Source organism: Ruegeria sp. CDSA079, assembly GCF_059612245.1.
The window spans coordinates 1-20,703 of sequence record NZ_JBXWQF010000020.1 but is presented as its reverse complement, the minus strand read 5'-3'; the positions used below and the strand labels follow the sequence as shown (position 1 = coordinate 20,703).

The window sequence follows — 20,703 nt, the reverse complement described above, 5'->3', positions numbered from 1 at the left end:
CTTATCCTTTCGTCTGCGTATCTACGGCACTGGAAATGGCATCCGCTTCCGCTTCGCCGCCCAGAGCTGTAACCAGTTCGGCCGCCGTGTCTTTGGCAACCACTTGAATGCTTTCCAGCGCACCGGCACGGATTTCGACAATTGCCTTTTCCGATTCAGCCGCCTTTGCAGCGATTTCCGCATCCGCCTTGGCAATCGCGTCGTCCAGTCCAGCCTGGATTTCGGCGCGTGCTTCGGCAGCAATACGCTGCGCTTCGGCACGGGCATCGGCCAGCGCCTTGTTATAGGCTTCTTCAGCCTCGACCGCCTTGGCCTTCAGATCTTCGGCCGCAGCCAGGTCATTTGTAATGGTCCCCTGACGTTCAGCCAGGATTGCCGCGATGCGTGGCAGAGCCACGCGGGACAAGACCAGAAAGATGACGACCAGCGTAACGACCAGCCAGAAGATCTGGTTGGGGAACCAATCGAAGCAGAGCTGCGGCATCCCGATGGCAGAGCCATAGGAGTCAACGCACGAGCCAGCTACCTCTTCTGTAAGGGGTTCAGTCGCCATGATGTCCTCCGTCGGAACGTTGTCTTTACAACAGGTGGGCCGCTATGGCTTGGGCCCACCCGCGCGTAAGGATCAGGTTCCGCAGATTAGACGGCGAACATCAGCAGCAGCGAGACCAGGAATGCGAAGATCCCCAGGGCTTCTGCGAATGCGATACCGATAAACAGGGTTGCGGTCTGCGAAGCAGCCGCCGAAGGGTTGCGAAGGGCTCCGGCCAGGAAGTTTCCTGCTACGTTGCCCACACCGATTGCGGCTGCGCCGGAACCGATTGCTGCCAGGCCTGCGCCGATGTGTGCGAGATCGCCTTCCATGATGTTTCTCCTTACGAATTGGAAGTTTCGATGTTTGGGTATCGGACCTTAGTGCGACGGATGCAGCGCATCTTTCAGATAAACACAGGTCAGAATGGTGAAAACGTAGGCCTGGATGAAGGCCACAAGGACCTCGAGACCGTACATTGCGGTGATCGCCAGAACCGACACGGGCGAGATTACGGCAACCGCTGCAAAGCCCGCGAAAACCTTGATAACTGCGTGGCCAGCCATGACGTTACCAGCCAGACGAATAGAGTGGCTGACAGGACGTACGAAGTACGAGATCAGCTCGATGATCGCCAGGATCGGACGCAACGCCAAGGGTGCGCTGGAGACCCAGAACAGGCCCAAGAAGGCCGCGCCGTTCTTGACGAAGCCTAGGATGGTTACCGTCAGGAACACGGCCAGTGCCAGCGGGATGGTGACCGCGAAATGCGACGTCGTTGTGAACGAGGTCGGGATCAGGCCCAGGAAGTTCGCGCAGACGATGAACATGAACAAGGTCATGACATACGGGAAGAACTTGACGCCTTCCTTGCCGCAGATATCTTCCAGCATCTTGTAGACGAAACCGTAGGTAAGTTCCGCAATCGACTGCATGCGGGTCGGAACGATTGCTCGTTTCGACGTGGGCAGCACCAGCAGAGCCACAACGGCAGCAATTGCCATGAACAACCACAGGGTCACGTTGGTGACTGTGAACATGCCCACTGCATCGTCGCCGAACAACGGCTTGACGATGAATTGGTCCATCGGGTGAAAAACCAGGCTGCTGCCTTCTGCTGCGGTGGTCTCAGTCGCCACGTTCAGTCCCTCTCGTCCTTTTCGGCCGCGTCAGCCGCCGTTTGCTTCGCCTGAGCTTCCTGTGCGCTGCGGAGCATAACCTTAACGCCCGCGACAAGACCCAGCAATGTGAATAGCACCAGAAATATCGGGATTGTCCCGAGCAGGCTGTCCAGCCCGTATCCGATGCCAAATCCGATCCCCAGACCGGATACCATTTCGATGACCATCCTCCAGGCAAGCTCGCCCCCGGACACGTCAGCATCTGCACGGGGCTTCGGCGCTTTGGCCTTTTTCGCCGCGTCGATCTTGGCCTCAAGCTGCGCCATACGCTGCTTTTGGTCGTCATCGGTCACGGGCGTTTCCCTCGTACAGTCTTGAGCATGGTGCTAAGGGGACAGAGGCCCAGAGTCAACGGGCTTGCACATCCTGATTGCCGCATCTTAAATATTTGTTTTTATTAACTATTTTCAGCTCACACTTGACTCAGGGGGATATCACACCCGAGCGCCGGTCCAAAAATGCGTCCAAACCTCATATTCAACCAAAGAGTTGATTATCCCCCGTCAACAGGTTGCCCGCGAAGACCGGCTGTTTCATCCAGCAACCAGCCACGAAAGGCCTGAACAGACTTCCTGCGGACTGCGCCCGCTCCAAGAACCAACCGGAATCCCCCGTCCCTAAAGCCGATCGGAAAGCACCGGATCAGCCGCCCCGCATTGAGATCCGAAAGCATACAATCTGCGGACCCCAGAAAGATGCCCTGACCATACAACGTCGCCTCCATCGCCAGCCCCGTCATGGTCTTCCAGCTGCCGATACGGCGTTCGGGCATTTCAATTCCAGCCAATTCCGCCCAACGCCGCCAGGTTTCGGCCGGTCGATCGCGATAAAGACGATAGTTCAGGATTTGCTCGGGGTTGCTCCAACCTTCGGGCCGCAGGGCTGGCGCGGCATAGGGATATACCGGCGCATCGCTGATCAGGTCTGACGGCATGTCCAATTCACCGCGATGCGCAAAGCGAACGGCCAGATCCGCGTCGTGACGGTCAACGTCGGCCAAAGCCTGCGAGGCCTCCAGCCGCAACTCAACACCCGGGAAGGCATTGTAAAAACCGGACAACCGGGGGACGAGGTATTTTTGTGCAAACAACGGCTCACAACTGATCGTGATGGTTCCTTCGGGCCGCTGGCGCACCAGTTCGGTGGCTTCGGCAATCTCGTCGAGCGCCGCCATGACCCTGATCAGCAAGCCGCGCCCTTCCAGCGTCAGCTCAACGCCGCGCGGCAGGTCCCGGAACAAAGCGACACCCAGCCGATCCTCGAGACCGCGCACATGTCGGCTGATCGCAGAATGGCTGACATTCAGCTCATCCGCGGCACGGCTGAAACTTTCGTGCCGTCCCGCAGCTTCGAACGCTTTCAGAGCATTAAGAGGAGGTAATATGCGAGCCATTCCCAATATGTGCTTTTTTGTAACGCATTGAGTCAAGTAATTGATTTTGTGTTTCTCTACAGAACCGCTCATTTTCTCAATGAAATTAGTGGATAAGGAGCATGTAATGGAACAGATTCAGAAGAAATGGACATTTAATTTACGTCTGATTTTTAAACCACTTCGACGTTTTTCACTTCTAAACCGTAAACGGCGCGCCAGGGCGACGCCTTTGCCAGCAACTGCGCGCATGGTCCGGGATATCGGCCTGATTGAAAGTGATGTGGATCGATTGCGGATGCACTTGCCTTTAGACAGACTCCGCCATCCGATGCTGTAACGCCCTTTCCGCGCGCACGCCAAGCGGCTATGAAAGCGTGATGAACGATCCGCTCGACACAGTCTTTGCAGCCCTCGCCGACCCCACACGCCGTGCTATCCTGGCAATGCTGCTGGAGGATGACATGGCCGTGACTGATGTGGCCGAGCCATTCGACATGTCACTGGCTGCGATTTCCAAGCATCTGGTCATTCTGACGAAAGCCGGGTTGATCAGTCAGGAGAAACGCGGGCGGGTGAAATGGTGCAAGCTGGAACCTGACGCGCTGCGCGCCGCATCAGTTTGGATGCAGGGGTTCGGTCAGTTCGAACCCGTTAATCTGGATGCGTTCGAGCGTTTTCTGGAAGTTGAGCTTCCGGCCTCGGACGAAGCCTAGCGCACCACAAAGACCGACATGCTGGCATGTTTGGCCAGATACCCGGCGTGGCTGGAGAATATGTAGTCTGTAATCCGGGGGGCATGGGTTCCCACAATGATCAAATCAGCCCCCATCTCTTCCGCTGCGCGGGTCAGGTCGCCGTCCACTTCGGCGGCAACGTCGACCGAGTGAATCTTGCGGATGGTAACTTTGGTCCCACTATCAGCGGCAAGCTTTTCGGTGAACACCGCCAAATCCCTGTCGATTTCGGCTTCGGTTTCCGTGGATTCACCCATATGGGCTCCGGTCACGCTGACCAGAGTGATTTTAGCCCCCTGCCATTTCGCCACTTCCGCAGCGATATCAGCAGCTTTGCGGACCTCGGGCGGCAGATGCCGATCTATCGGCAGCATAATATGCTTGAACATAACCTCCTCCTCTCACTTTCTTTGCAGTGTATTGGAGGGGCAAATCTCAAGCCTTGATCTGGCTCAAGCAAATTCCGCATTCGGAATGCATTCGAAAACCTAGGCGGCTTAAAGCGCACGTTCGGCGTTATTCCGCAGTTGTGCTCATCTGCACGGCACGCGGTGCTTCCTCTTTCAGCAGCATCAGCAAAGCGATGACGGTCAGGACCACCCCACCCAGGATCAAACCCGTGGGTACAGCTTTGCCCAGCGCGATTTCCCACAAGATCACCCAACTTGGCACCAGATAGGTATAAGCCATCACCTTCGCCGAGGGCAGCCGCAAAGACGAAAACTGCACCAGCACAAAACTGGCAGCCGTTGCAAAAAACGAAATATAAAGCAAACCAATCCAGACAATGGCCGGAAGCGCGGCCCAGTCTGTGGCCCCCAGATCAGACCAGCCAAACACTGTCAGCAAAAGACATCCGGCAAGCAAGGTACCAAAGGTGAAGACCACAGCGGGCTCTCCACGATTCAGTTTACGTACCATCGGAGTATAAACCGCATGGGCGACACAGCCCCAGAAATAGATGACCTCTCCGCGCCCGATCTCAAATGCGCGAAACACCTGCCAATCGGCTCGAAAGATTACCCATAACGCCCCCACTGCCCCAATGGTTAAAGCCAGCGCCATACGCGGGGTGGTGATCTGACGCAACAGAACCCATCCTGCGAGGGCCGAGACGACGGGTGTCAGCGTGAAGACTGCGGCGGCACTGACCGGTGGCGCGGTTTGCAGACCATAGAACATCAGCACGAAGTAGGTGGCGAACAACCCGCCCAATACAAGATAGCGCCAGGGGGCCTGCGCCGCAGCGCGCGGCAATCCGGTTGTGGCCAGAGCGGCGACACCAATCACCACCGCCGCAATGGCAAACCGCACCGCATTGAGCGCCGCCGGGGCAATCTCGTTCGCAATCATCGACCCAAGCGAAAAACTGCCCGCAACGAGCGCAGAAAAAGCCAGCATGGCCAGATGGCCACGGGCCTGAGGGGTCATGATTGCCAGCCTTTGGCCTGTGCTTTCAAAAAAGTCAGGAACGCCTGCACCTTGGTCGTTCGATGCAGATCCACATGCGTCACCAGCCAAAGGTTACCGAACCATTCTGGCAGCGGCTCCATCACTTCGACAAGATTGTCATGGCGGGTTGCTTCCCATCGGGACATGAATCCAATACCGGCCCCGGCCAAAACGGCCTCGCGCATACAGAAGTTGTTGGTGCAGCGAAAGGTAATGCGGTCAGTAGGCACCGTCGCGCGCAGCCACCGGGTGAACGGTGCCCGGCTGCCTTCATCATCAGAGCTGACAAATTGGTGCTTCGCGAAATCTTCGGTGCCCGACGGTTTACCAAACCGTTCGACATATGCAGTGCTGGCATACAGGCCGACCTCTTCTTGCCTGAAGGGCTGAACGACGTTGTCTGGCTGATCCGGTGCCGACCCGGCGCGGATTGCTACGTGCGCTTCGCCATATTCCAGCCGGAACAGCCGGTCTCCGGTTAAGTAACGCACTATCAGATCCGGATGCATCTCTTGAAAAGCGGTGAGCGTTGGAACCACCAGAGGCGCAATCGAGCCCAGTGACGTCACCACCAACTCGCCCGAAACATCTTCACCCCGACCCTTCATTCGGCCCACAAGCTGATTGAACTGGTCTTCAGTGGCCTGGGCCACACGCAACAAATCGTCACCCGCTTCGGTCGGCGTGTACCCGCGCGCGTGACGCTGGAACAGTTTGACCCCCAACCGCGCCTCGATCGCGTCGATATGGCGGATCACTGTGGCGTGGTGCACCCCCAGAACCTCGGCGGCACCACTGACCGTCCCCATGCGGGCCACCTGATAGGCAGTTCTCACCTCATCCCAATTGTCCATGGCAATGTCGTCACTGTGCAATTTCCAACAATAGCTGTTGATGTATCCGAGTTTTGTTCACCAGTGCAACATTCATATTGGAAGCAGGACAAGATTTCCCTGACCCAAAGGACCCAATCAATGACCAATACTATCCTTCATATCGACTCATCCGCCCGCCGCGTGAACTCGACCACGCGCGATCTGTCAGAGCGTGTGGTCAAGCAACTGGGCGCAGAGCGCATCATCCGACGTGATCTTTCCACCCCACTTCCAATGCTGACTGAAGATTGGATCGCTGCCAACTTCACACCAGCGGAACAGCGCGACGAAGTACAACGCGACCGGCTCGCCCTGTCAGACCAGCTGGTGGCCGAATTGCAGGACGCCGACACCATCGTCATTGGCCTGCCTATCTACAACTTCTCGGTACCGGCCGCCTTCAAGGCCTGGATCGACCTTGTTGCACGCGCCGGTCTGACTTTTTCCTATACCGAAAACGGTCCCAAAGGTCTGTTGGAAGGTAAACGCGCCATTCTGGCTATCGCTTCGGGCGGTGTCCCTGTCGGGTCCGAGGCGGATTTCGCCACCAACTACGCGCGCCACGTTCTGGGCTTTATCGGCATCCATGACGTGGACGTCATCGCTGCCGATCAGATGGCCGTGAACCCCGATGCAGCGTTGCAAAGCGCCCATAAGGCTGTAGCTGAGCTTGCAGCCTGATCCCCTCTGGTCAATGAGCCCGGAAACGTCCAGTCTGCCATTCAGTATGACAGGCAGACTGGATGGGCACATGAAGAAAATCGGCATTCTGGGCGGTGTGGGCTGGGCCTCGACCGTCGACTATTACAGGGCGATTGCCGAAGGAGCCGGGCGGTATTTCGCGGAACGCGGCCATGGCTCTCCTTTGCCGATCCCTCCGATGACGATCGAATCTGTCACACAGGCCAAGACGCGCGCCTTGCGCGGTGTCGCCGGAGATGAGGCAAGCTGGGCGGGTTTTGATGCCGTATTCCGTGATGCACTGCTGACGTTGGAGCGTGCAGGCTGCGACTTCGGCATCATCGCGTCCAACACACCGCACGCACGGCTCCACGCGATCCGGCTGGGTGTTTCCATGCCCATCCTCAGCATCTTTGATGCAACCGCCGACGCCACGGCAGGAACTGGCGCGTCCGAGGCTCTGGTCCTGGGCACAACCGTAACGATGCAGGCCACCAACTATGCGGATCGTCTGGCCGCCGAGGGCATCACTGCAAATGAGCGGCTGCCAGAGCCCGAGATTTCCGAGATGCAGGCCATGATCGACAGTGACTTCTACGGTGGCGCATCCGACACCGCCCGTACGCGATTGCTGGCCTTTTGCAACAAGCACGCCAGTCCGGGAACCGCGATCCTGCTGGCCTGTACCGAGCTGCCACTGGCTTTTCCGAACAATCTGGACGACCCGGTGTTCGAGGCTGACGGGCACATGTTCGTCAACCCGTCTGCCGCGCATGTCGCCGCCGCGCTGAAAGAGGCACTTGAGTGATCAGGGCAGCCAGGTGATTTCGCAATCGATGCGATCAAAGAAAGCCATCATGTCGGTCTGTTTCAGGACGACAATGCGGTCATTGACCAGCGGGTGCATGTAAATCACCTCGGCCTGTCGGGCCGCCGCGTCCATGAAGAACCGCACATCATTCTGTACCCCGTTGATCATCGCCAAAGGGCTGACCGCGCCCGGTCGAATGCCGAGGTTCTCTAGCAGCCTGTCCGCTGAGCCGAAGGACAGATTGCCAATTCCCAACTCAGCACCCAGCGCCTTAAGGTCGATCTCGCGGCTTTGCTCAAGTGTCACCAGATAGTTGCGCTTTTTTTTGTCGCGCAGATACAGGTTCTTGACCCGTAACGCATTCTCGCCCGGCACCGTGAATTGACCTTCGACGGACTTGGCATCCTCGACCGTACGCAGGGGCACATGAGTATGCATACGATAGGCCAACCCCCACTCATCCAGTTGCGCCAGCAATGCGTCGGAACTCAGCGGTAGTGTGTCCTGATAGGCGGATGAAGCGTCCATCCTGGTCTCCTTGCGCAGAATTTCCTGCGCTGTGCCACAGAACGGACGCGCCCGCAATCAGCCGAAATACAGTTAAGAGCATTGGCCACTCCAAACCCTTGATTCAAAGTGAACGCAGTTGACTCTGACGGCCATTGCGCCTAAAGCCCGGTCCAAACATCCGGAAGCGTCTGATCTTCCGGTCCCTTGAGTCGTTCAGGGATCGCCCCCCACCAGCGAGTTTCGCCCGTGGGGGCAATGCCATTTGGCATTACCCCCACGTCTAATTCAGTGGGAGGGGGCAATTGTGTACTCAACCGGTGGTTCCTACTTAGGAAGCGCCTAGTCAAAACCGGCGAAGGAGGCCGAAGGCATGTTTGAAAATCTATCCGAACGCCTCTCTGGCGTCTTTGATCGGCTAACGAAACAGGGTGCCCTGTCCGAGGAGGACGTCAAAACCGCCCTACGCGAGGTTCGCGTTGCCCTGTTAGAGGCGGATGTTTCGCTGCCGGTGGCACGCGAATTCGTCAAGAAGGTGCAGGAACAGGCAACCGGTCAGGCCGTCACCAAGTCGATCACACCCGGCCAGCAGGTCGTCAAGATCGTACATGACGCGCTGGTCGATACGCTGCGCGGCGAGGAAGACCCCGGCGCGCTGAAGATCGACAACCCGCCCGCCCCGATCCTGATGGTCGGTCTGCAGGGCTCGGGTAAGACGACCACGACAGGTAAGCTCGCCAAACGCCTGAAAGAGAAAGAGGGCAAGAAGGTTCTGATGGCCTCGCTCGACGTCTATCGCCCGGCGGCGATGGATCAGTTGGCGGTTTTGGGTACTCAGGTCGGCGTCGATACTTTGCCCATCGTTCCCGGCCAGTCGCCGGTCGACATCGCCAAGCGTGCCAAGCAGCAGGCAACGCTGGGTGGCTATGACGTCTACATGCTCGATACCGCGGGCCGTCTGCACATCGACGAAGTGCTGATGAACGAGGTCGAGCAGGTTCGCAACGTAGTTGATCCGCGCGAGACCCTGCTGGTCGTCGATGGCCTGACCGGTCAGGTCGCTGTTGAGGTGGCCGAGGAGTTTGACGCCAAAGTTGGCATCTCGGGCGTGGTCCTGACCCGTATGGACGGTGACGGGCGCGGCGGTGCGGCGCTGTCGATGCGCGCAGTCACCGGCAAGCCGATCCGCTTTGTGGGTCTGGGTGAGAAGATGGACGCGCTCGAAACGTTCGAGCCGGACCGGATCGCCGGTCGTATCCTGGGTATGGGCGACATTGTTGCCCTGGTCGAAAAGGCCCAGGAAACGATGGAGATGGAACAGACCGAGCGCATGATGAAGCGCATGGTCAAAGGTCAGTTCAACATGAACGACCTGAAAATGCAGCTGGAACAGATGATCCAGATGGGCGGCATGCAAGGCATGATGGGCATGATGCCGGGTATGGGCAAGATGGCCAAGCAGATGGATCAGGCGGGGCTTGACGACAAGATCCTGCGCCAGCAGATCGCCCTGATCCAGTCCATGACCAAACGCGAACGCGCCAACCCGCAGCTGTTGCAGGCGAGCCGTAAAAAGCGGATCGCGGCAGGCTCGGGCATGGAGGTCAGCGACCTCAACAAGCTGCTCAAGATGCACCGGCAGATGTCGGACATGATGAAGAAGATGGGCAAGATGGGCAAAGGCAAGATGCTGAAACAGGCCATGAAGGGCATGTTTGGCAAAGGCGGCCCCTCGCCCGAAGACATGGCCGCAGGCATGGACCCCAAAGCGCTGGAACAGGCGGCCAAGGCGATGGGCGGCAAGATGCCCGGCGGCATGCCCGGCATGGGTGGCGGCATGGGTCTGCCCCCCGGGCTGAGCGGGTTTGGCAAGAAGAAGTAAATGACTACCCACGCGCTTCATATCCCTCAGCTTGAGACCGAACGCCTTATCCTGCGTGCTCCGTCCGAGGCTGATCTTGACGCAGACACCGCGTTCTTCGCCAGCGATGCTGCGAAGTATGTCGGCGGTCAGATGCGCCGGGATGAGGTGTGGCGCGTGATTGCCGCCTTGCTGGGCCACTGGACTCTGCGCGGCTACGGGTTTTGGAGCGTCGATGAAAAAGACACCGGCACCTATGTTGGTCGTGTCGGACTCTGGTGCCCCGAAGGATGGCCCGAACCCGAAGTCGGCTGGACGCTGCTGAACCATGCCACCGGCAGAGGATATGCCACCGAAGCCGGGTTTGCGGCACGCAGCTATGCCTATGATGTTCTGAGTTGGGACACCGCGATCTCGCTGATCGATCCTGACAATCACGCCAGCATCGCCGTTGCCAAGCGTTTGGGCGCACAGTTCGAATACAACTACGAGCACCCCAAATATGAGATCTCGGAAATCTGGCGACACCCTGCCCCGGCAGATCTGGTGAACGGTGGAATGGAGGCCTACGCATGACCTCGTTCACTATCCCCACTGTCGAAACCGAGCGTCTGATTCTACGTGCACCGCATCAGGACGATCTGCCCGCGATGACCGCGTTCTTTGCGACCGAGCGCAGCCACATGGTTGGTGGCCCGAAAGATGAGCTGGGAAGCTGGGACTCACTGGTCAAACGACTGGGTCATTGGGCACTCAATGGTTTTGGCCTTTGGCATCTGACCGAGAAATCGCGCGGCGTGTTCGTCGGTTGGGCAGGCATCATCTTTGCTCCGGGCTGGGATGAACCGGAACTGGGCTGGACCCTGATGGAGCAAGCCGAAGGCAAAGGTCTGGGATTTGAGGCCGCAGAAGCTGCGCGCGACTATGCGGCACGTCATCAAGGCCTGAATGGCGTGATGTCCTACATCGCCCACGCAAATGACCGCTCGCGCGCCTTGGCCGAGCGTCTTGGCGCGACCTATGAACGCGAAGCCGAGCTGCTGGGTAAAAAAGCCCAGATCTGGCGGCACCCGCAAATCGATTTGTCTGAACCCGCTTTGACCACCGAAAGGACCGGCCAATGACCAACCCCGTGACACAGGCTGCCACGCTGTTGAAAGAGCATCGCGAAAGCATCGACCGACTGGACGCGATTCTTGTCTATACGCTGGGCGAGCGGTTCAAACACACTCAGGCCGTTGGCAAACTCAAGGCTGAACACGACCTTCCCCCGTCCGATCCCTCGCGCGAAGCGGCGCAGATCGCACGGCTCGAAGACCTGGCGAAAGAGGCCGATCTGGACCCCGATTTCGCCAAGGCTTTCCTGAGCTTCATCATTCAGGAAGTCATCCGACACCACAAGAAACACCAGAATTGATCGGGAAATTCCCGGCACACGCCATCTAAAGGAGATACCACCATGGCAATGAAAATTCGTCTCGCCCGCGGCGGCTCGAAAAAGCGTCCCTTCTATCGCATCGTGGCTGCCGACAGCCGCATGCCCCGCGACGGCCGTTTCATCGAGAAACTGGGCACCTACAACCCGCTGCTGCCGAAAGACAGCGAAGAGCGCGTGAAAATGGACATGGAGCGCATTCAGTACTGGCTGGATCAGGGCGCTCAGCCTACCGACCGTATCGCACGTATGCTGGAAGCAGCCGGCAGCCGTGACAAAGCCGAGCGCAACAACCCCAACAAGGGTACCCCGGGCAAGAAAGCTCAGGAGCGCGCGGAAGAGAAAGCGGCAAAGGCAGCTGAAGCTGCCGCTGCACCGGCTGAAGAAGCGGCTGCAGAAGAATAAGCAGGCGGGCGCGTGCGGGATCAAACCTTTACTGACGATTTTCGCACGCAGTTCGAGCTGTTGTTGCGGCTCCGGCGTGATGTGCGCCGGTTCCGTACCGACGCGATAGACGAGGCAGTGCTGGCGCGCTGCCTCGACACATTTCGACTTGCCCCTTCGGTGGGGCTCAGCGAACCCTGGCGCGTGATCCGCGTCGAAAGCGACGCGGCAAGGGCCGCAGCATTGAAGAATTTTCAAACCGCCAATACCGAAGCTCTGGCGGGGTATTCCGGCGACAAGGCGCAGCTATACAGCCGCCTGAAATTATCCGGGATGCAGGAAGCCCCTGTACAACTGGCCGTGTTCTGCGATGACAGCACCGATAAGGGCATGGGGCTGGGTGCAGGCACGATGCCCGAGATGCGGCGCTATTCCGTTGTGTCTGCCATAACCCTGTTCTGGCTGGCCTTGCGCGCCGAAGGGTTGGGTTTAGGTTGGGTATCTATTCTGGATCCCGAACAGATGACGCGCGATCTGAAGGCACCGGAAGACTGGCGTCTGATCGGATATTTCTGTGTCGGCTGGCCCGTGCGGGTCTCGGACACGCCGGAACTTGAACAAGTCGGTTGGGAAAACCGGGCTGACGGTCTGAAAATCGAAACACGGTAAGGCCACATGTTCGGATTGATACGACTTCCCATTCTGCTGCTGATCGCCTTTATTGTTGGCGTGTTCTTCGAACGCAGCAATCAACGCGAAGCCTGCGAGGGGCTTGGGGAATGGAGAAACGGAATTTGTTTGACTACGGGCGCTTCCAATGAGTGATCTGATCTGCGTCGGCAGTGTTGCAGGATCTTACGGCGTACGCGGCGAAGTGCGCCTTAAAAGCTTTTGCGCCGTTCCCGAAGAAATCGAAGCGTATTCGCCGCTGACCGATGAGGCGGGTAAGGAACGCTATCCGGTTGTTCTGACACGCGCGATCAAGAACGGGTTTGCGGCCCGTCTGGGTGGGGTCGAAACAAAGGAAGAGGCCGATGCGCTGAACGGGCTGCGCCTGTTTGCACGGCGCGATCAGTTGCCGTCCTTGCCTGATGATGAGTTTTATCACACCGACCTGATCGGACTTGACGTTTATGACACCGGCGGCACGCTGCTGGGCAAGGTCAAATCCGTGCAAAATCACGGCGCGGCGGATTTGCTGGAACTGCATGGGCCAGGTTTGAAATCCACGGTTCTGCTGCCCTTTACGCTGCAAGTGATACCCACTGTAGATCTGGAGCAAGGCCGCATCGTGGCCGACCCGCCCGAAGGTCTGATCTGATGCGTCGGGTCTTGCTGCATCTGGGTTTGCACAAGACCGGCATGGCCGCCGCACAATCGTTTTTGCATGAAAACCGCGAGTTGATCTGGCCCCGTTACTCGCTGGTTCTTCCCTATAAAACGCGCAAGTTGGGGCTGAGCGAAGCGGCCACGCGCCATTCGATCTATCGTCTGGACGCAACGATGGCAGGGTTTGGCGGGCAGATGAGCGAATTCCTTGATGGTCTGGATTTCGGAGCTCGTCGCGGGTTGATCGTGAGCGAAGAGAATTTTCTGGGCCTTCGCCCCAGCAGAAACAAAAGCGAAGGTTATGGGGCGGCACCGGAACTGGCAGAGACTCTGGTCAGCGTATTGCGCCGCCGTCTGCTGGGGCAGGAAGTCGAATTCACAATCTACCTGTCTTTGCGCCAGCAGGATCAATGGTTGCGCAGCCTTTGGGCCCATGATCTGCAGCATTCCCGCCTTGTTCAGGATCTGGACGCCTACTGCAACGCTCTTGCCCATCTGCCGCCGCTGCAGGACACGGTGGACAGGATCAGGGACCGGCTGCCTTCAGTCACCGTACGGACCGGGTGGATGGAAGAGGTTCAGAACCATAAGTTTGGTTCAGCTGCGCCTTTGGAAGAGTTCCTGGATCTGCCGCCCGAGAAAACAGCGCAGCTTGTTGGGCCCACGCGGACAAGCCCCAGGTTTTCTGCCGATACACTGGAAGAAATGCTGGTGCTGAACCGTTCATCGCTGGACGAAGGCGCAATGATCACCCAGAAGAAGGCTCTGATTCAAACCGCGCAGAACGAACTGGCCCGCTAGATATGACAGAAAAACCCAGCAAGTCCCATGGTCGCAAGGCGATCCGGCCCACCTTGAAGCCGCGTGAACTGATGACCGCGACCCCGGATCTGCATGGGGTCTGGAAAGCCAAGATCATTACGCTGTTTCCCAACGCCTTTCCCGGTGTGCTGGGCGAGAGCCTGACAGGCAAAGCGTTGCAGGAGGGGTTGTGGCAGCTGGAGACCGTGGATCTGCGGCCGTTCGGCGCCGGCAAGCACCGCAATGTTGATGACACGCCCGCTGGCGGTGGTGCGGGAATGGTACTGCGTGCAGATGTTCTTGGCGATGCGATTGAACATACCATGGCCGATGTGCGCGGCAACTGGCCGCTGATCTACCTCAGCCCCCGCGGACGACGCATGGATCAGCGCATGATGCAGAACCTTGCCCGCTGTGACGGGATGACCTTGTTGTGTGGCCGGTTCGAAGGTGTGGACGAGCGCGTGCTGGAACATTACGGCGTGCAGGAAGTGTCACTGGGCGATTTCGTGATGACCGGCGGGGAAATCGCCGCGCAAGCCCTGATCGATGCAACGGTACGCCTGCTTCCCGGAGTTTTGGGCAATCAGGCGTCGACCGAAGAGGAAAGCTTTTCCTCGGGCCTGCTGGAACACCCCCAATACACCCGTCCTGCAGATTGGAAGGGCCGTTCGATTCCCGAGGTTCTGATGTCAGGCCATCACGGCCGCATCGCGGAATGGCGCCAAAAGATGGCCGAAGATCTGACGCGTGAACGACGCCCGGACATCTGGGCGGAATATCTGAAAACCTCTGCCGAAAGCGCAGACTAAAGGCGCGGTATGTGGCCGACGTGCCGCAGGTTAAATGTTTGTCAGAATGCCATTTGAAGTTGTTTATACCTCATTTTATTCACGTTTAAGTCCCATAAAATTTTTGGGTAATTAAGAGTGAGACTAACAACATTATGAAGAAGTTATTGCTTGGCGCTTTGTTGGTTGCCTCGGCCTGCACCACCAAACCCCTCGGGACGTCTATTCCTACGCAAGCCGGACATAATTTGCACTCGGCGCGGGTCGCAGTCGATTCCTGCTCTCAAGAAGCGGATGAAGGCGGAAACAGCGCCGTCATTGGGGGCTATGCGACCAATATCCTTCTTTGGGGAATTATTGTCGGACCCGCCGTTACCGTTCCGATTCAGGACCAGTTGCGCGTGCAGGGCGAAATCGATCAAGTGGACCGGTGCCTCCGCGAGCGTGGGTTTGAACGCCGCGAGCTGAGTGCGGGCGAGTCGTTCTGGCTGCGCAACGCGTACGGTGAAGAACGCGAACGACGACTGGGCCATCTGGTGACGGGCGGTACTATCGAGACCTACGGAACACCTAACACCTAATTCCCCGACTTCCAGCTGGCCCAAGCTTCCGGAGTTCCGTTGAACGTGTTGATGTCCACCCTGCCCTGAACACCCGGTACCAGCCCGGTGCCGGTGTATTGCCAGAACCGCCAGACAGTGCGCGGATAGACCTGGCGCGGGTGGCCGGCGACCGACCTCAGCCAGAATTCGGTCTTGGGCAAGCGTCCGATATCCGTGTCTGCGAAAAAGTCCACAGTGGTATAGACGATTGGACGCCGACCATAGTGCCGTTCCAGAATGTCCAGGAACCGCTGCGCCTCGGCCCGAACGGTTCTGCCATCGGGCCGCAGCGTGCAGGTTTTGGAATGCGGCGTCCATTCCATATCCAGAACATGCGGTAGGTCTGCCCCTTTCGGAACGTTCTGGATGAACCAACGGGCCTGTTCACGGGCGGACCGGCAGAAATAATAATAGTGATAGGCCCCCCAAGGCACGCCTGCCGCCTGCGCGCTACGTCGATGTTCGTCGAACATCGGGTCGGCCACATCACCGCCTTCCGTCGCTTTCATGAATGCAAAGCTCACACCCGATGCCTTGGCCGTGCGCCAGTCTATCGGTCCCTGCCAGCGTGAGATGTCCAGCCCGTGGATCGGATACAATCCGGGATGGCGCCCCTCCCATTCATGTGGATCTGCGTCGCCAAAGTCAGGGTAGATTACGGACGGTGCAGTCCTGTCCACGCCCGGTGTGGATTCTACGACCTGCGGTTTCGGGCCACCGCGCCCGCAAGACATAAGCACAGCAGCCGTTATGGCCAGCATGAACGTAATTCGCATCATTGGATCCTGCCTGAAATTTCTGCTCTTTTAATTCCCCTCAGAATGCCTGATCTGACCATCATGACAACGGTGCAATTTCGGAAAGGCGGATTCCCACCGCCATGCCCCACAATTTGCACTTGATCCCAGCGCCCAATCCCCGTACACGACCGCAATCCGGTGCCGCATCCTGCGACTCCGGTGTTTTGGTTTGCATCATGGCGTGACGCTCAGCTTTCTTCGGCCGGGACGTGTCAGATCTGACCAGACCCAAGGAACAGTCGATCTGATCTCTGGCGGGCTGCATGCAGGACCCGGTGAAGACCAAGAGCTCTCAGGCCGCGCCCAAACTTCGTGGACCAACCACGAGCAGATAGGAGTACCTGCGATGGACCTGATCGCACAGCTTGAGGCGGAACAGATTGCCGCCCTGGGGAAAGACATCCCCGACTTTAAAGCCGGTGACACCATCCGTGTCGGCTATAAGGTGACCGAAGGGTCGCGCACCCGTGTGCAGAACTACGAAGGCGTCTGCATCGCGCGCAACAACGGCACTGGCATTGCCGGCTCGTTCACCGTTCGCAAGATTTCGTTTGGCGAAGGCGTGGAGCGTGTGTTCCCGCTGTATTCGACCAACATCGACAGCATCACCGTTGTCCGCCGTGGCCGCGTTCGTCGCGCCAAACTGTACTATCTGCGCACCCGTCGCGGTAAGTCCGCGCGTATCGCGGAAGTCACCAACTACAAGCCCAAGGCTGGCGCCGAAGCGTAAGGAACGGAAAGATGAAAAAAGACATCCATCCCGATTATCACGTCATCGACGTCAAAATGACCGATGGCACCGTAGTTCAGATGAAATCCACCTGGGGCGCCGAAGGCGATCAGCTGGCTCTGGAAATCGACCCCTCTGTGCACCCGGCATGGACCGGTGGCTCGTCGCGCCTGATGGACGCCGGCGGCCGCGTGTCGAAGTTCAAAAAGAAATACGAAGGTCTGGGCTTCTAAGCTTGACTGGTATGAAATGCGAAAGGCCGCCCTTTGGGGCGGCCTTTTTTCTTGCCTGCGTTGTGTCCGGAATTATCCGAAGACGTAGAAGCAAAGCTTGTTGCCATCTGGATCCCGCACATAAGCACCATAGAACCGGTCCGGTACGCGCTGCCCGGGTTCGCCTTCGTCCGTCGCGCCAAGGCTGATCGCCTTGTCATACATTGTGGTAACAGCCTCTTTGGTGTCGGCGGCGAAAGACACCATATTGCCATTCCCTGACGCGCAGTCATTGCCATCATAAGGCTCGCAGACGGCCAGCATCGGTGCGGCCGGATTATTGCCGATAAAGGCAATGCGACCCGCGTCGATCAGAACCTGTGCGCCTTTATCCTCGAACAACGAAGTATAAAATGTCTTGGCGGCATCCATGTTGGAAACGCCGATGGTTACATATCCGATCATATGTGGGCCCTTTTGAATACTGCGTGATATCCGGGGCATAGTCTGTCAGGCTCCCGAGGGTTACAAGTCACGAAACCGGCATCGGTCGGGTGTCAGATCCAGTAGGACAGCGCCACCGGCAGCACCAGTATTGTCGTCAGTGTCGAGACCAGAATATAGCCCGCCACATCAGGCCCGTATTCCGGCACATGCTGATCGATGAAGAGATAGGTCGCCACCGACGACGGCATTAGGCAACACAGGATTACAGCACCCCGTTCCGGTCCTGTAAATCCGAACAACCAGATCAATGCGCTGGCAATGACAACAGCCATCACCAAATGTAAAAGCGTCAACAGGATCGATCGTCCCAGACTTTTCACCTGCAATGTAGCCAGGGTGTGGCCCATCGTCAGAAGCATCAGCGGAATCGACAGCCCACCCAGTATGTCAAACGACTTCGAAATCGGCTGTGGCAGGCTGGTTCCCGTCGCCATCAGGATCAGCGAAAGCGCCACGGCATAAATGATCGGGGATGTGGTCAATTTCTTGGGTGAAAACTCTCCGGCTGGAATCCACATGCCCACGGTGAAAATGCTGATCAGCACAACCACCACAAACGCCATGGTATAAGCCATGCCCGCGTCGCCCAAAGCCAGCAGAGTGATCGGCAAACCGATATTGCCGACATTTCCATGCATCAACGGCGTCAGAAACGCCCTGACCGGCAGGCGCATGACCTTGAGTGCGACAAACCCCAACACGCCAAACCCTGCCACTGCCAACGCGGCCGCAGTCATCACATCCAGAAAGGTGCCAACGGCAAGTTTGGTGGTCGAAAGATGCGAAATGATCAGCGTTGGATAACCAACTTTTGAGACGATGCCACCGATCACCTTGTTGTCGAATGGGGCGTGAATCAGCGCAAGGCCATAACCGATCCCGGCGCAGATCAGAACCGGCAAAACCACGTTCAAAACGTTCAGGAACAAGTGTTCCAAGCCACATTCTCCCTGCCAGACCTGCAAGTGGACTGTGAATCAGGGCCGATACATTGGCAAGTGCCCGTCTGTAACCTGCGCACCACGCAGGGTTTTCCGATTTAGGGTCTGATATTGCCAGAAACCGCCGCTCGAGGTTCTTTTCTTCCAAGGCGACACAACATATAGTGGGAACCAACAACGTGTAGTTAAGCACGGCGGGACTTGGGAATACAAGCATGGCACATATCATTGTGGTCGGGAACGAAAAGGGTGGCGCAGGCAAATCGACCGTGTCGATGCACGTGGCGACCGCACTGGCCCGATTGGGACACAAGGTCAGCACACTGGATCTGGACCTACGGCAACGCAGTCTGGGACGCTATTTTGAGAACCGAAACAACTTCCTCAAAAGCTCGGACCTGACCCTGCCCGGCCCGCGCCATCACGACCTGCCCGAGATCGACGCCGCCACGCTGAAGCCGGGCGAGAACATCTATGACCACCGTCTGTCCGCCGCCGTGTCGCAGTTGGAGAGCGACAGCGACTTCATTCTGATCGACTGCCCGGGCTCTCACACCCGGCTCAGCCAGGTGGCACATTCGCTGGCCGATACGCTGATCACGCCGCTGAACGACAGTTTCATCGACTTTGACCTGCTGGCGCGGATTGATTCAAAGGGCGAGAAAATCCTCGGCCCGTCGGTCTATTCCGAGATGGTCTGGAACGCGCGGCAGTTGCGCGCACAAGCCGGGCTGAAGCCCATTGACTGGGTTGTGGTCCGTAACCGGGTCGGCACGCAGCGGATGGTCAACAAGGAAAAGATGCAGCGCGCGATCGAGATGCTGTCACAGCGCATCGGTTTTCGCGTCGCTTCGGGCTTTTCCGAACGGGTCATCTTCCGTGAGCTGTTCCCCCGCGGTCTGACCCTGCTGGACCTCAAGGATATCGGCGTCAAGCAGCTGAACATCTCGAACATCGCCGCCCGTCAAGAGCTGCGCGACATGATGAAAGAGCTGAACCTTCCGGGTGTTGAGATCGATTTTTGATCTGTCAGGCAGTCGCTCTGCGGACATTCCGGTCATTTCCTTTTTACCCGGGACCTAGCCATATTGTTGAACAGGAAGAATGGAGAGTGTCTAGAAAATTCAACTCGGCCAAGCCCAACTGATCGCCAAACTTGAAAGACAAATTTGATTTCATGGTGTCCACATCCACGCTGCGGGTATTAGAAACCTTGGCCAACGTATTGGTCTTTTATGACGGCCGCGTTGTAGGCAGGCGGTTGCACTCTTCGACGTGGAATTGGCTGGACGATGCGGCGTACACACTCGGGATCGCGAGCTACGCCGTTGTCGATGGCAGCAACGCCCTAGTCTATGATACCCACATCTCGCCGGACCACGCGCACTGGATACGAAGCGAACTGCAAAGGCGTGGGGTGACATCAATTCGGGTTGTGCTTAGCCATCATCACAAAGACCATGTCGCCGGAACCGAGGTGTTTGCTGATTGCGAGATAATCGCCGGTAAAAAAACGGAAGCCGCGTTGGTTGAAAAAGAGGAAAGCTATTCCAAGAGCGATCCAGCGATCAATCCTGTGATAATGCCTACAACAGTGTTTGACGGCGGAATGACACTGAACGTGGGAACGACCGAAATTGAACTTCGTCCTTTGGACATCCACAGCCACGATGGAGTTGCACTCTACCTGCCAAAGTCCAGGGTCTTGCTGGCTGGTGATGCACTGGAAGACAGCGTGACCTATGTCGCCGAGCCAGAGCGCCTTGAAGTTCACTTGGCCGAGCTTGATAGGCTTTCAACCTGGGATATTTCGTCAATTCTCCCCTGTCATGGCGACCCTGATCGGATCGCGAAAGGTGGTTACGGTAGTTCATTCATTACGGCCACAGAGCAATATGTTACCAAGCTCTTGCGGTGTAGAGAGAATGCCGAATTGGCCGGACTGTCGCTGAAGGAATTTGCGAAGGATTGGTTCGATAACGGCTCACTGACCTACTACGATGCCTATGAAGCGGTTCATCGCGACAACCTTCAATCAGTGGCGGGTACCTTATAGCGGCGTATTGTTTATGTCCTGCATGAGGTCAGCTTTGGGCTGATATTGTTGAAAAACAACGTGTTGCTGGCGCAGAGAGAGGCGTACCGAACTGAGCGCGAGTGCC

Annotated in this window: 30 protein-coding genes; 18 read left to right on the top strand and 12 right to left on the bottom strand. The window is 57.7% G+C overall.

Annotation, left to right across the window (positions count from 1 at the left end; genetic code table 11):
• Nucleotide 1: 1 nt before the first annotated feature.
• The 5 genes from AC2FJZ_RS17765 to AC2FJZ_RS17745 form a co-directional block, all read right to left on the bottom strand.
• Nucleotides 2–553, bottom strand: coding sequence for a F0F1 ATP synthase subunit B' (locus AC2FJZ_RS17765; RefSeq protein ID WP_496779313.1), 552 nt, complete (start codon nt 551–553; stop codon nt 2–4).
• An 86-nt stretch (nt 554–639) separates the two neighbouring features.
• Nucleotides 640–864 carry a F0F1 ATP synthase subunit C gene (locus AC2FJZ_RS17760; RefSeq protein ID WP_005981269.1) on the bottom strand — a complete coding sequence of 75 codons (225 nt, stop codon included), beginning with the start codon at nt 862–864 and terminating at the stop codon, nt 640–642.
• A gap of 48 nt (nt 865–912) precedes the next feature.
• Nucleotides 913–1,671, bottom strand: coding sequence for a F0F1 ATP synthase subunit A (locus AC2FJZ_RS17755; RefSeq protein ID WP_496779311.1), 759 nt, complete (start codon nt 1,669–1,671; stop codon nt 913–915).
• A 2-nt stretch (nt 1,672–1,673) separates the two neighbouring features.
• Nucleotides 1,674–2,006, bottom strand: coding sequence for an AtpZ/AtpI family protein (locus AC2FJZ_RS17750; RefSeq protein WP_050605258.1), 333 nt, complete (start codon nt 2,004–2,006; stop codon nt 1,674–1,676).
• Nucleotides 2,007–2,206: 200 nt separating this feature from the next.
• Nucleotides 2,207–3,106, bottom strand: a complete 900-nt coding sequence (locus AC2FJZ_RS17745; protein ID WP_496779309.1) for a LysR substrate-binding domain-containing protein — start codon at nt 3,104–3,106, stop codon at nt 2,207–2,209.
• A 106-nt stretch (nt 3,107–3,212) separates the two neighbouring features.
• On the opposite strand from AC2FJZ_RS17745, the gene AC2FJZ_RS17740 reads away from it, so the two are divergent.
• Both AC2FJZ_RS17740 and AC2FJZ_RS17735 read left to right on the top strand, forming a co-directional pair.
• Entirely contained in the window at nt 3,213–3,425 is a 213-nt protein-coding gene (locus AC2FJZ_RS17740; protein ID WP_496670987.1) for a hypothetical protein, read from the top strand.
• Between the two features lie 40 nt (nt 3,426–3,465).
• Entirely contained in the window at nt 3,466–3,801 is a 336-nt protein-coding gene (locus tag AC2FJZ_RS17735) for an ArsR/SmtB family transcription factor (RefSeq protein WP_050605260.1), read from the top strand.
• Here AC2FJZ_RS17735 and AC2FJZ_RS17730 read toward each other — a convergent pair.
• The 3 genes from AC2FJZ_RS17730 to AC2FJZ_RS17720 all read right to left on the bottom strand — a co-directional run bounded on the left by AC2FJZ_RS17730 (nt 3,798) and on the right by AC2FJZ_RS17720 (nt 6,128).
• Nucleotides 3,798–4,211, bottom strand: coding sequence for a universal stress protein (locus AC2FJZ_RS17730; RefSeq protein WP_496670984.1), 414 nt, complete (start codon nt 4,209–4,211; stop codon nt 3,798–3,800). The two genes, AC2FJZ_RS17735 and AC2FJZ_RS17730, sit on opposite strands and share 4 nt — an antisense overlap.
• A gap of 127 nt (nt 4,212–4,338) precedes the next feature.
• Nucleotides 4,339–5,253: a DMT family transporter gene (locus AC2FJZ_RS17725; protein WP_496670981.1), complete on the bottom strand. Its 915-nt coding sequence runs from the start codon at nt 5,251–5,253 to the stop codon at nt 4,339–4,341.
• Nucleotides 5,250–6,128, bottom strand: a complete 879-nt coding sequence (locus AC2FJZ_RS17720) for a LysR family transcriptional regulator (protein ID WP_496779307.1) — start codon at nt 6,126–6,128, stop codon at nt 5,250–5,252. Before AC2FJZ_RS17720 ends, AC2FJZ_RS17725 begins: the two co-directional genes overlap by 4 nt.
• A gap of 120 nt (nt 6,129–6,248) precedes the next feature.
• Between AC2FJZ_RS17720 and AC2FJZ_RS17715 the strand changes: the two genes are divergently transcribed.
• Entirely contained in the window at nt 6,249–6,830 is a 582-nt protein-coding gene (locus tag AC2FJZ_RS17715) for an FMN-dependent NADH-azoreductase (protein ID WP_496670974.1), read from the top strand.
• Nucleotides 6,831–6,900: 70 nt separating this feature from the next.
• Nucleotides 6,901–7,638: an aspartate/glutamate racemase family protein gene (locus tag AC2FJZ_RS17710; protein ID WP_496670971.1), complete on the top strand. Its 738-nt coding sequence runs from the start codon at nt 6,901–6,903 to the stop codon at nt 7,636–7,638.
• Here AC2FJZ_RS17710 and AC2FJZ_RS17705 read toward each other — a convergent pair whose 3' ends face one another.
• A complete protein-coding gene (locus tag AC2FJZ_RS17705) occupies nt 7,639–8,169 on the bottom strand; it encodes a prolyl-tRNA synthetase associated domain-containing protein (RefSeq protein WP_496779305.1) in 531 nt (176 codons plus the stop codon).
• 352 nt (nt 8,170–8,521) lie between these two features.
• On the opposite strand from AC2FJZ_RS17705, the gene ffh reads away from it, so the two are divergent.
• The 10 genes from ffh (at nt 8,522) to AC2FJZ_RS17655 (ending at nt 15,330) form a co-directional block, all read left to right on the top strand.
• Complete coding sequence (ffh, locus tag AC2FJZ_RS17700; protein ID WP_050605266.1) at nt 8,522–10,030, top strand: signal recognition particle protein; 1,509 nt, start codon at nt 8,522–8,524, stop codon at nt 10,028–10,030.
• The gene (locus AC2FJZ_RS17695; protein WP_496779303.1) at nt 10,031–10,585 is read left to right on the top strand and encodes a GNAT family N-acetyltransferase; all 555 of its coding nucleotides are present in this window, start codon (nt 10,031–10,033) and stop codon (nt 10,583–10,585) included.
• Nucleotides 10,582–11,133: a GNAT family N-acetyltransferase gene (locus AC2FJZ_RS17690; protein ID WP_496779301.1), complete on the top strand. Its 552-nt coding sequence runs from the start codon at nt 10,582–10,584 to the stop codon at nt 11,131–11,133. The genes AC2FJZ_RS17695 and AC2FJZ_RS17690 overlap by 4 nt, the downstream gene beginning before the upstream one ends.
• On the top strand, nt 11,130–11,426 hold the full coding sequence (locus tag AC2FJZ_RS17685) for a chorismate mutase (protein ID WP_496779299.1): 297 nt from the start codon (nt 11,130–11,132) through the stop codon (nt 11,424–11,426). Before AC2FJZ_RS17690 ends, AC2FJZ_RS17685 begins: the two co-directional genes overlap by 4 nt.
• Before the next feature lie 42 nt (nt 11,427–11,468).
• On the top strand, nt 11,469–11,849 hold the full coding sequence (gene rpsP / locus AC2FJZ_RS17680) for a 30S ribosomal protein S16 (RefSeq protein ID WP_050605270.1): 381 nt from the start codon (nt 11,469–11,471) through the stop codon (nt 11,847–11,849).
• Between the two features lie 12 nt (nt 11,850–11,861).
• Nucleotides 11,862–12,497 carry a 5,6-dimethylbenzimidazole synthase gene (bluB, locus tag AC2FJZ_RS17675; protein WP_496779298.1) on the top strand — a complete coding sequence of 212 codons (636 nt, stop codon included), beginning with the start codon at nt 11,862–11,864 and terminating at the stop codon, nt 12,495–12,497.
• Nucleotides 12,498–12,645: 148 nt separating this feature from the next.
• On the top strand, nt 12,646–13,149 hold the full coding sequence (gene rimM, locus AC2FJZ_RS17670) for a ribosome maturation factor RimM (RefSeq protein WP_050605272.1): 504 nt from the start codon (nt 12,646–12,648) through the stop codon (nt 13,147–13,149).
• Complete coding sequence (locus tag AC2FJZ_RS17665) at nt 13,149–13,958, top strand: hypothetical protein (protein ID WP_496779297.1); 810 nt, start codon at nt 13,149–13,151, stop codon at nt 13,956–13,958. Before rimM ends, AC2FJZ_RS17665 begins: the two co-directional genes overlap by 1 nt.
• Nucleotides 13,959–13,960: 2 nt before the next feature.
• Nucleotides 13,961–14,770 carry a tRNA (guanosine(37)-N1)-methyltransferase TrmD gene (trmD, locus tag AC2FJZ_RS17660; protein WP_496779296.1) on the top strand — a complete coding sequence of 270 codons (810 nt, stop codon included), beginning with the start codon at nt 13,961–13,963 and terminating at the stop codon, nt 14,768–14,770.
• Between the two features lie 134 nt (nt 14,771–14,904).
• Complete coding sequence (locus tag AC2FJZ_RS17655; RefSeq protein WP_050605275.1) at nt 14,905–15,330, top strand: hypothetical protein; 426 nt, start codon at nt 14,905–14,907, stop codon at nt 15,328–15,330.
• Here AC2FJZ_RS17655 and AC2FJZ_RS17650 read toward each other — a convergent pair.
• The gene (locus tag AC2FJZ_RS17650) at nt 15,327–16,127 is read right to left on the bottom strand and encodes a glycoside hydrolase family 25 protein (RefSeq protein ID WP_050605335.1); all 801 of its coding nucleotides are present in this window, start codon (nt 16,125–16,127) and stop codon (nt 15,327–15,329) included. The two genes, AC2FJZ_RS17655 and AC2FJZ_RS17650, sit on opposite strands and share 4 nt — an antisense overlap.
• A gap of 370 nt (nt 16,128–16,497) precedes the next feature.
• Between AC2FJZ_RS17650 and rplS the strand changes: the two genes are divergently transcribed.
• Nucleotides 16,498–16,881, top strand: a complete 384-nt coding sequence (rplS, locus tag AC2FJZ_RS17645) for a 50S ribosomal protein L19 (RefSeq protein ID WP_050605277.1) — start codon at nt 16,498–16,500, stop codon at nt 16,879–16,881.
• An 11-nt stretch (nt 16,882–16,892) separates the two neighbouring features.
• Entirely contained in the window at nt 16,893–17,114 is a 222-nt protein-coding gene (gene rpmE / locus AC2FJZ_RS17640; RefSeq protein ID WP_050605278.1) for a 50S ribosomal protein L31, read from the top strand.
• Nucleotides 17,115–17,186: 72 nt separating this feature from the next.
• Here rpmE and AC2FJZ_RS17635 read toward each other — a convergent pair whose 3' ends face one another.
• Nucleotides 17,187–17,597 carry a VOC family protein gene (locus AC2FJZ_RS17635; RefSeq protein ID WP_496670938.1) on the bottom strand — a complete coding sequence of 137 codons (411 nt, stop codon included), beginning with the start codon at nt 17,595–17,597 and terminating at the stop codon, nt 17,187–17,189.
• A gap of 53 nt (nt 17,598–17,650) precedes the next feature.
• Nucleotides 17,651–18,538 (bottom strand): AEC family transporter, encoded by an 888-nt coding sequence (locus AC2FJZ_RS17630; protein WP_496779293.1) that lies wholly within the window; start codon nt 18,536–18,538, stop codon nt 17,651–17,653.
• Between the two features lie 218 nt (nt 18,539–18,756).
• Here AC2FJZ_RS17630 and AC2FJZ_RS17625 point away from each other — a divergent pair, with 218 nt between their 5' ends.
• Together AC2FJZ_RS17625 and AC2FJZ_RS17620 are read left to right on the top strand one after the other, a co-directional pair.
• A complete protein-coding gene (locus AC2FJZ_RS17625; RefSeq protein ID WP_050605281.1) occupies nt 18,757–19,566 on the top strand; it encodes a division plane positioning ATPase MipZ in 810 nt (269 codons plus the stop codon).
• 131 nt (nt 19,567–19,697) lie between these two features.
• A complete protein-coding gene (locus tag AC2FJZ_RS17620) occupies nt 19,698–20,597 on the top strand; it encodes an MBL fold metallo-hydrolase (protein WP_496779290.1) in 900 nt (299 codons plus the stop codon).
• Nucleotides 20,598–20,703: the final 106 nt, after the last annotated feature.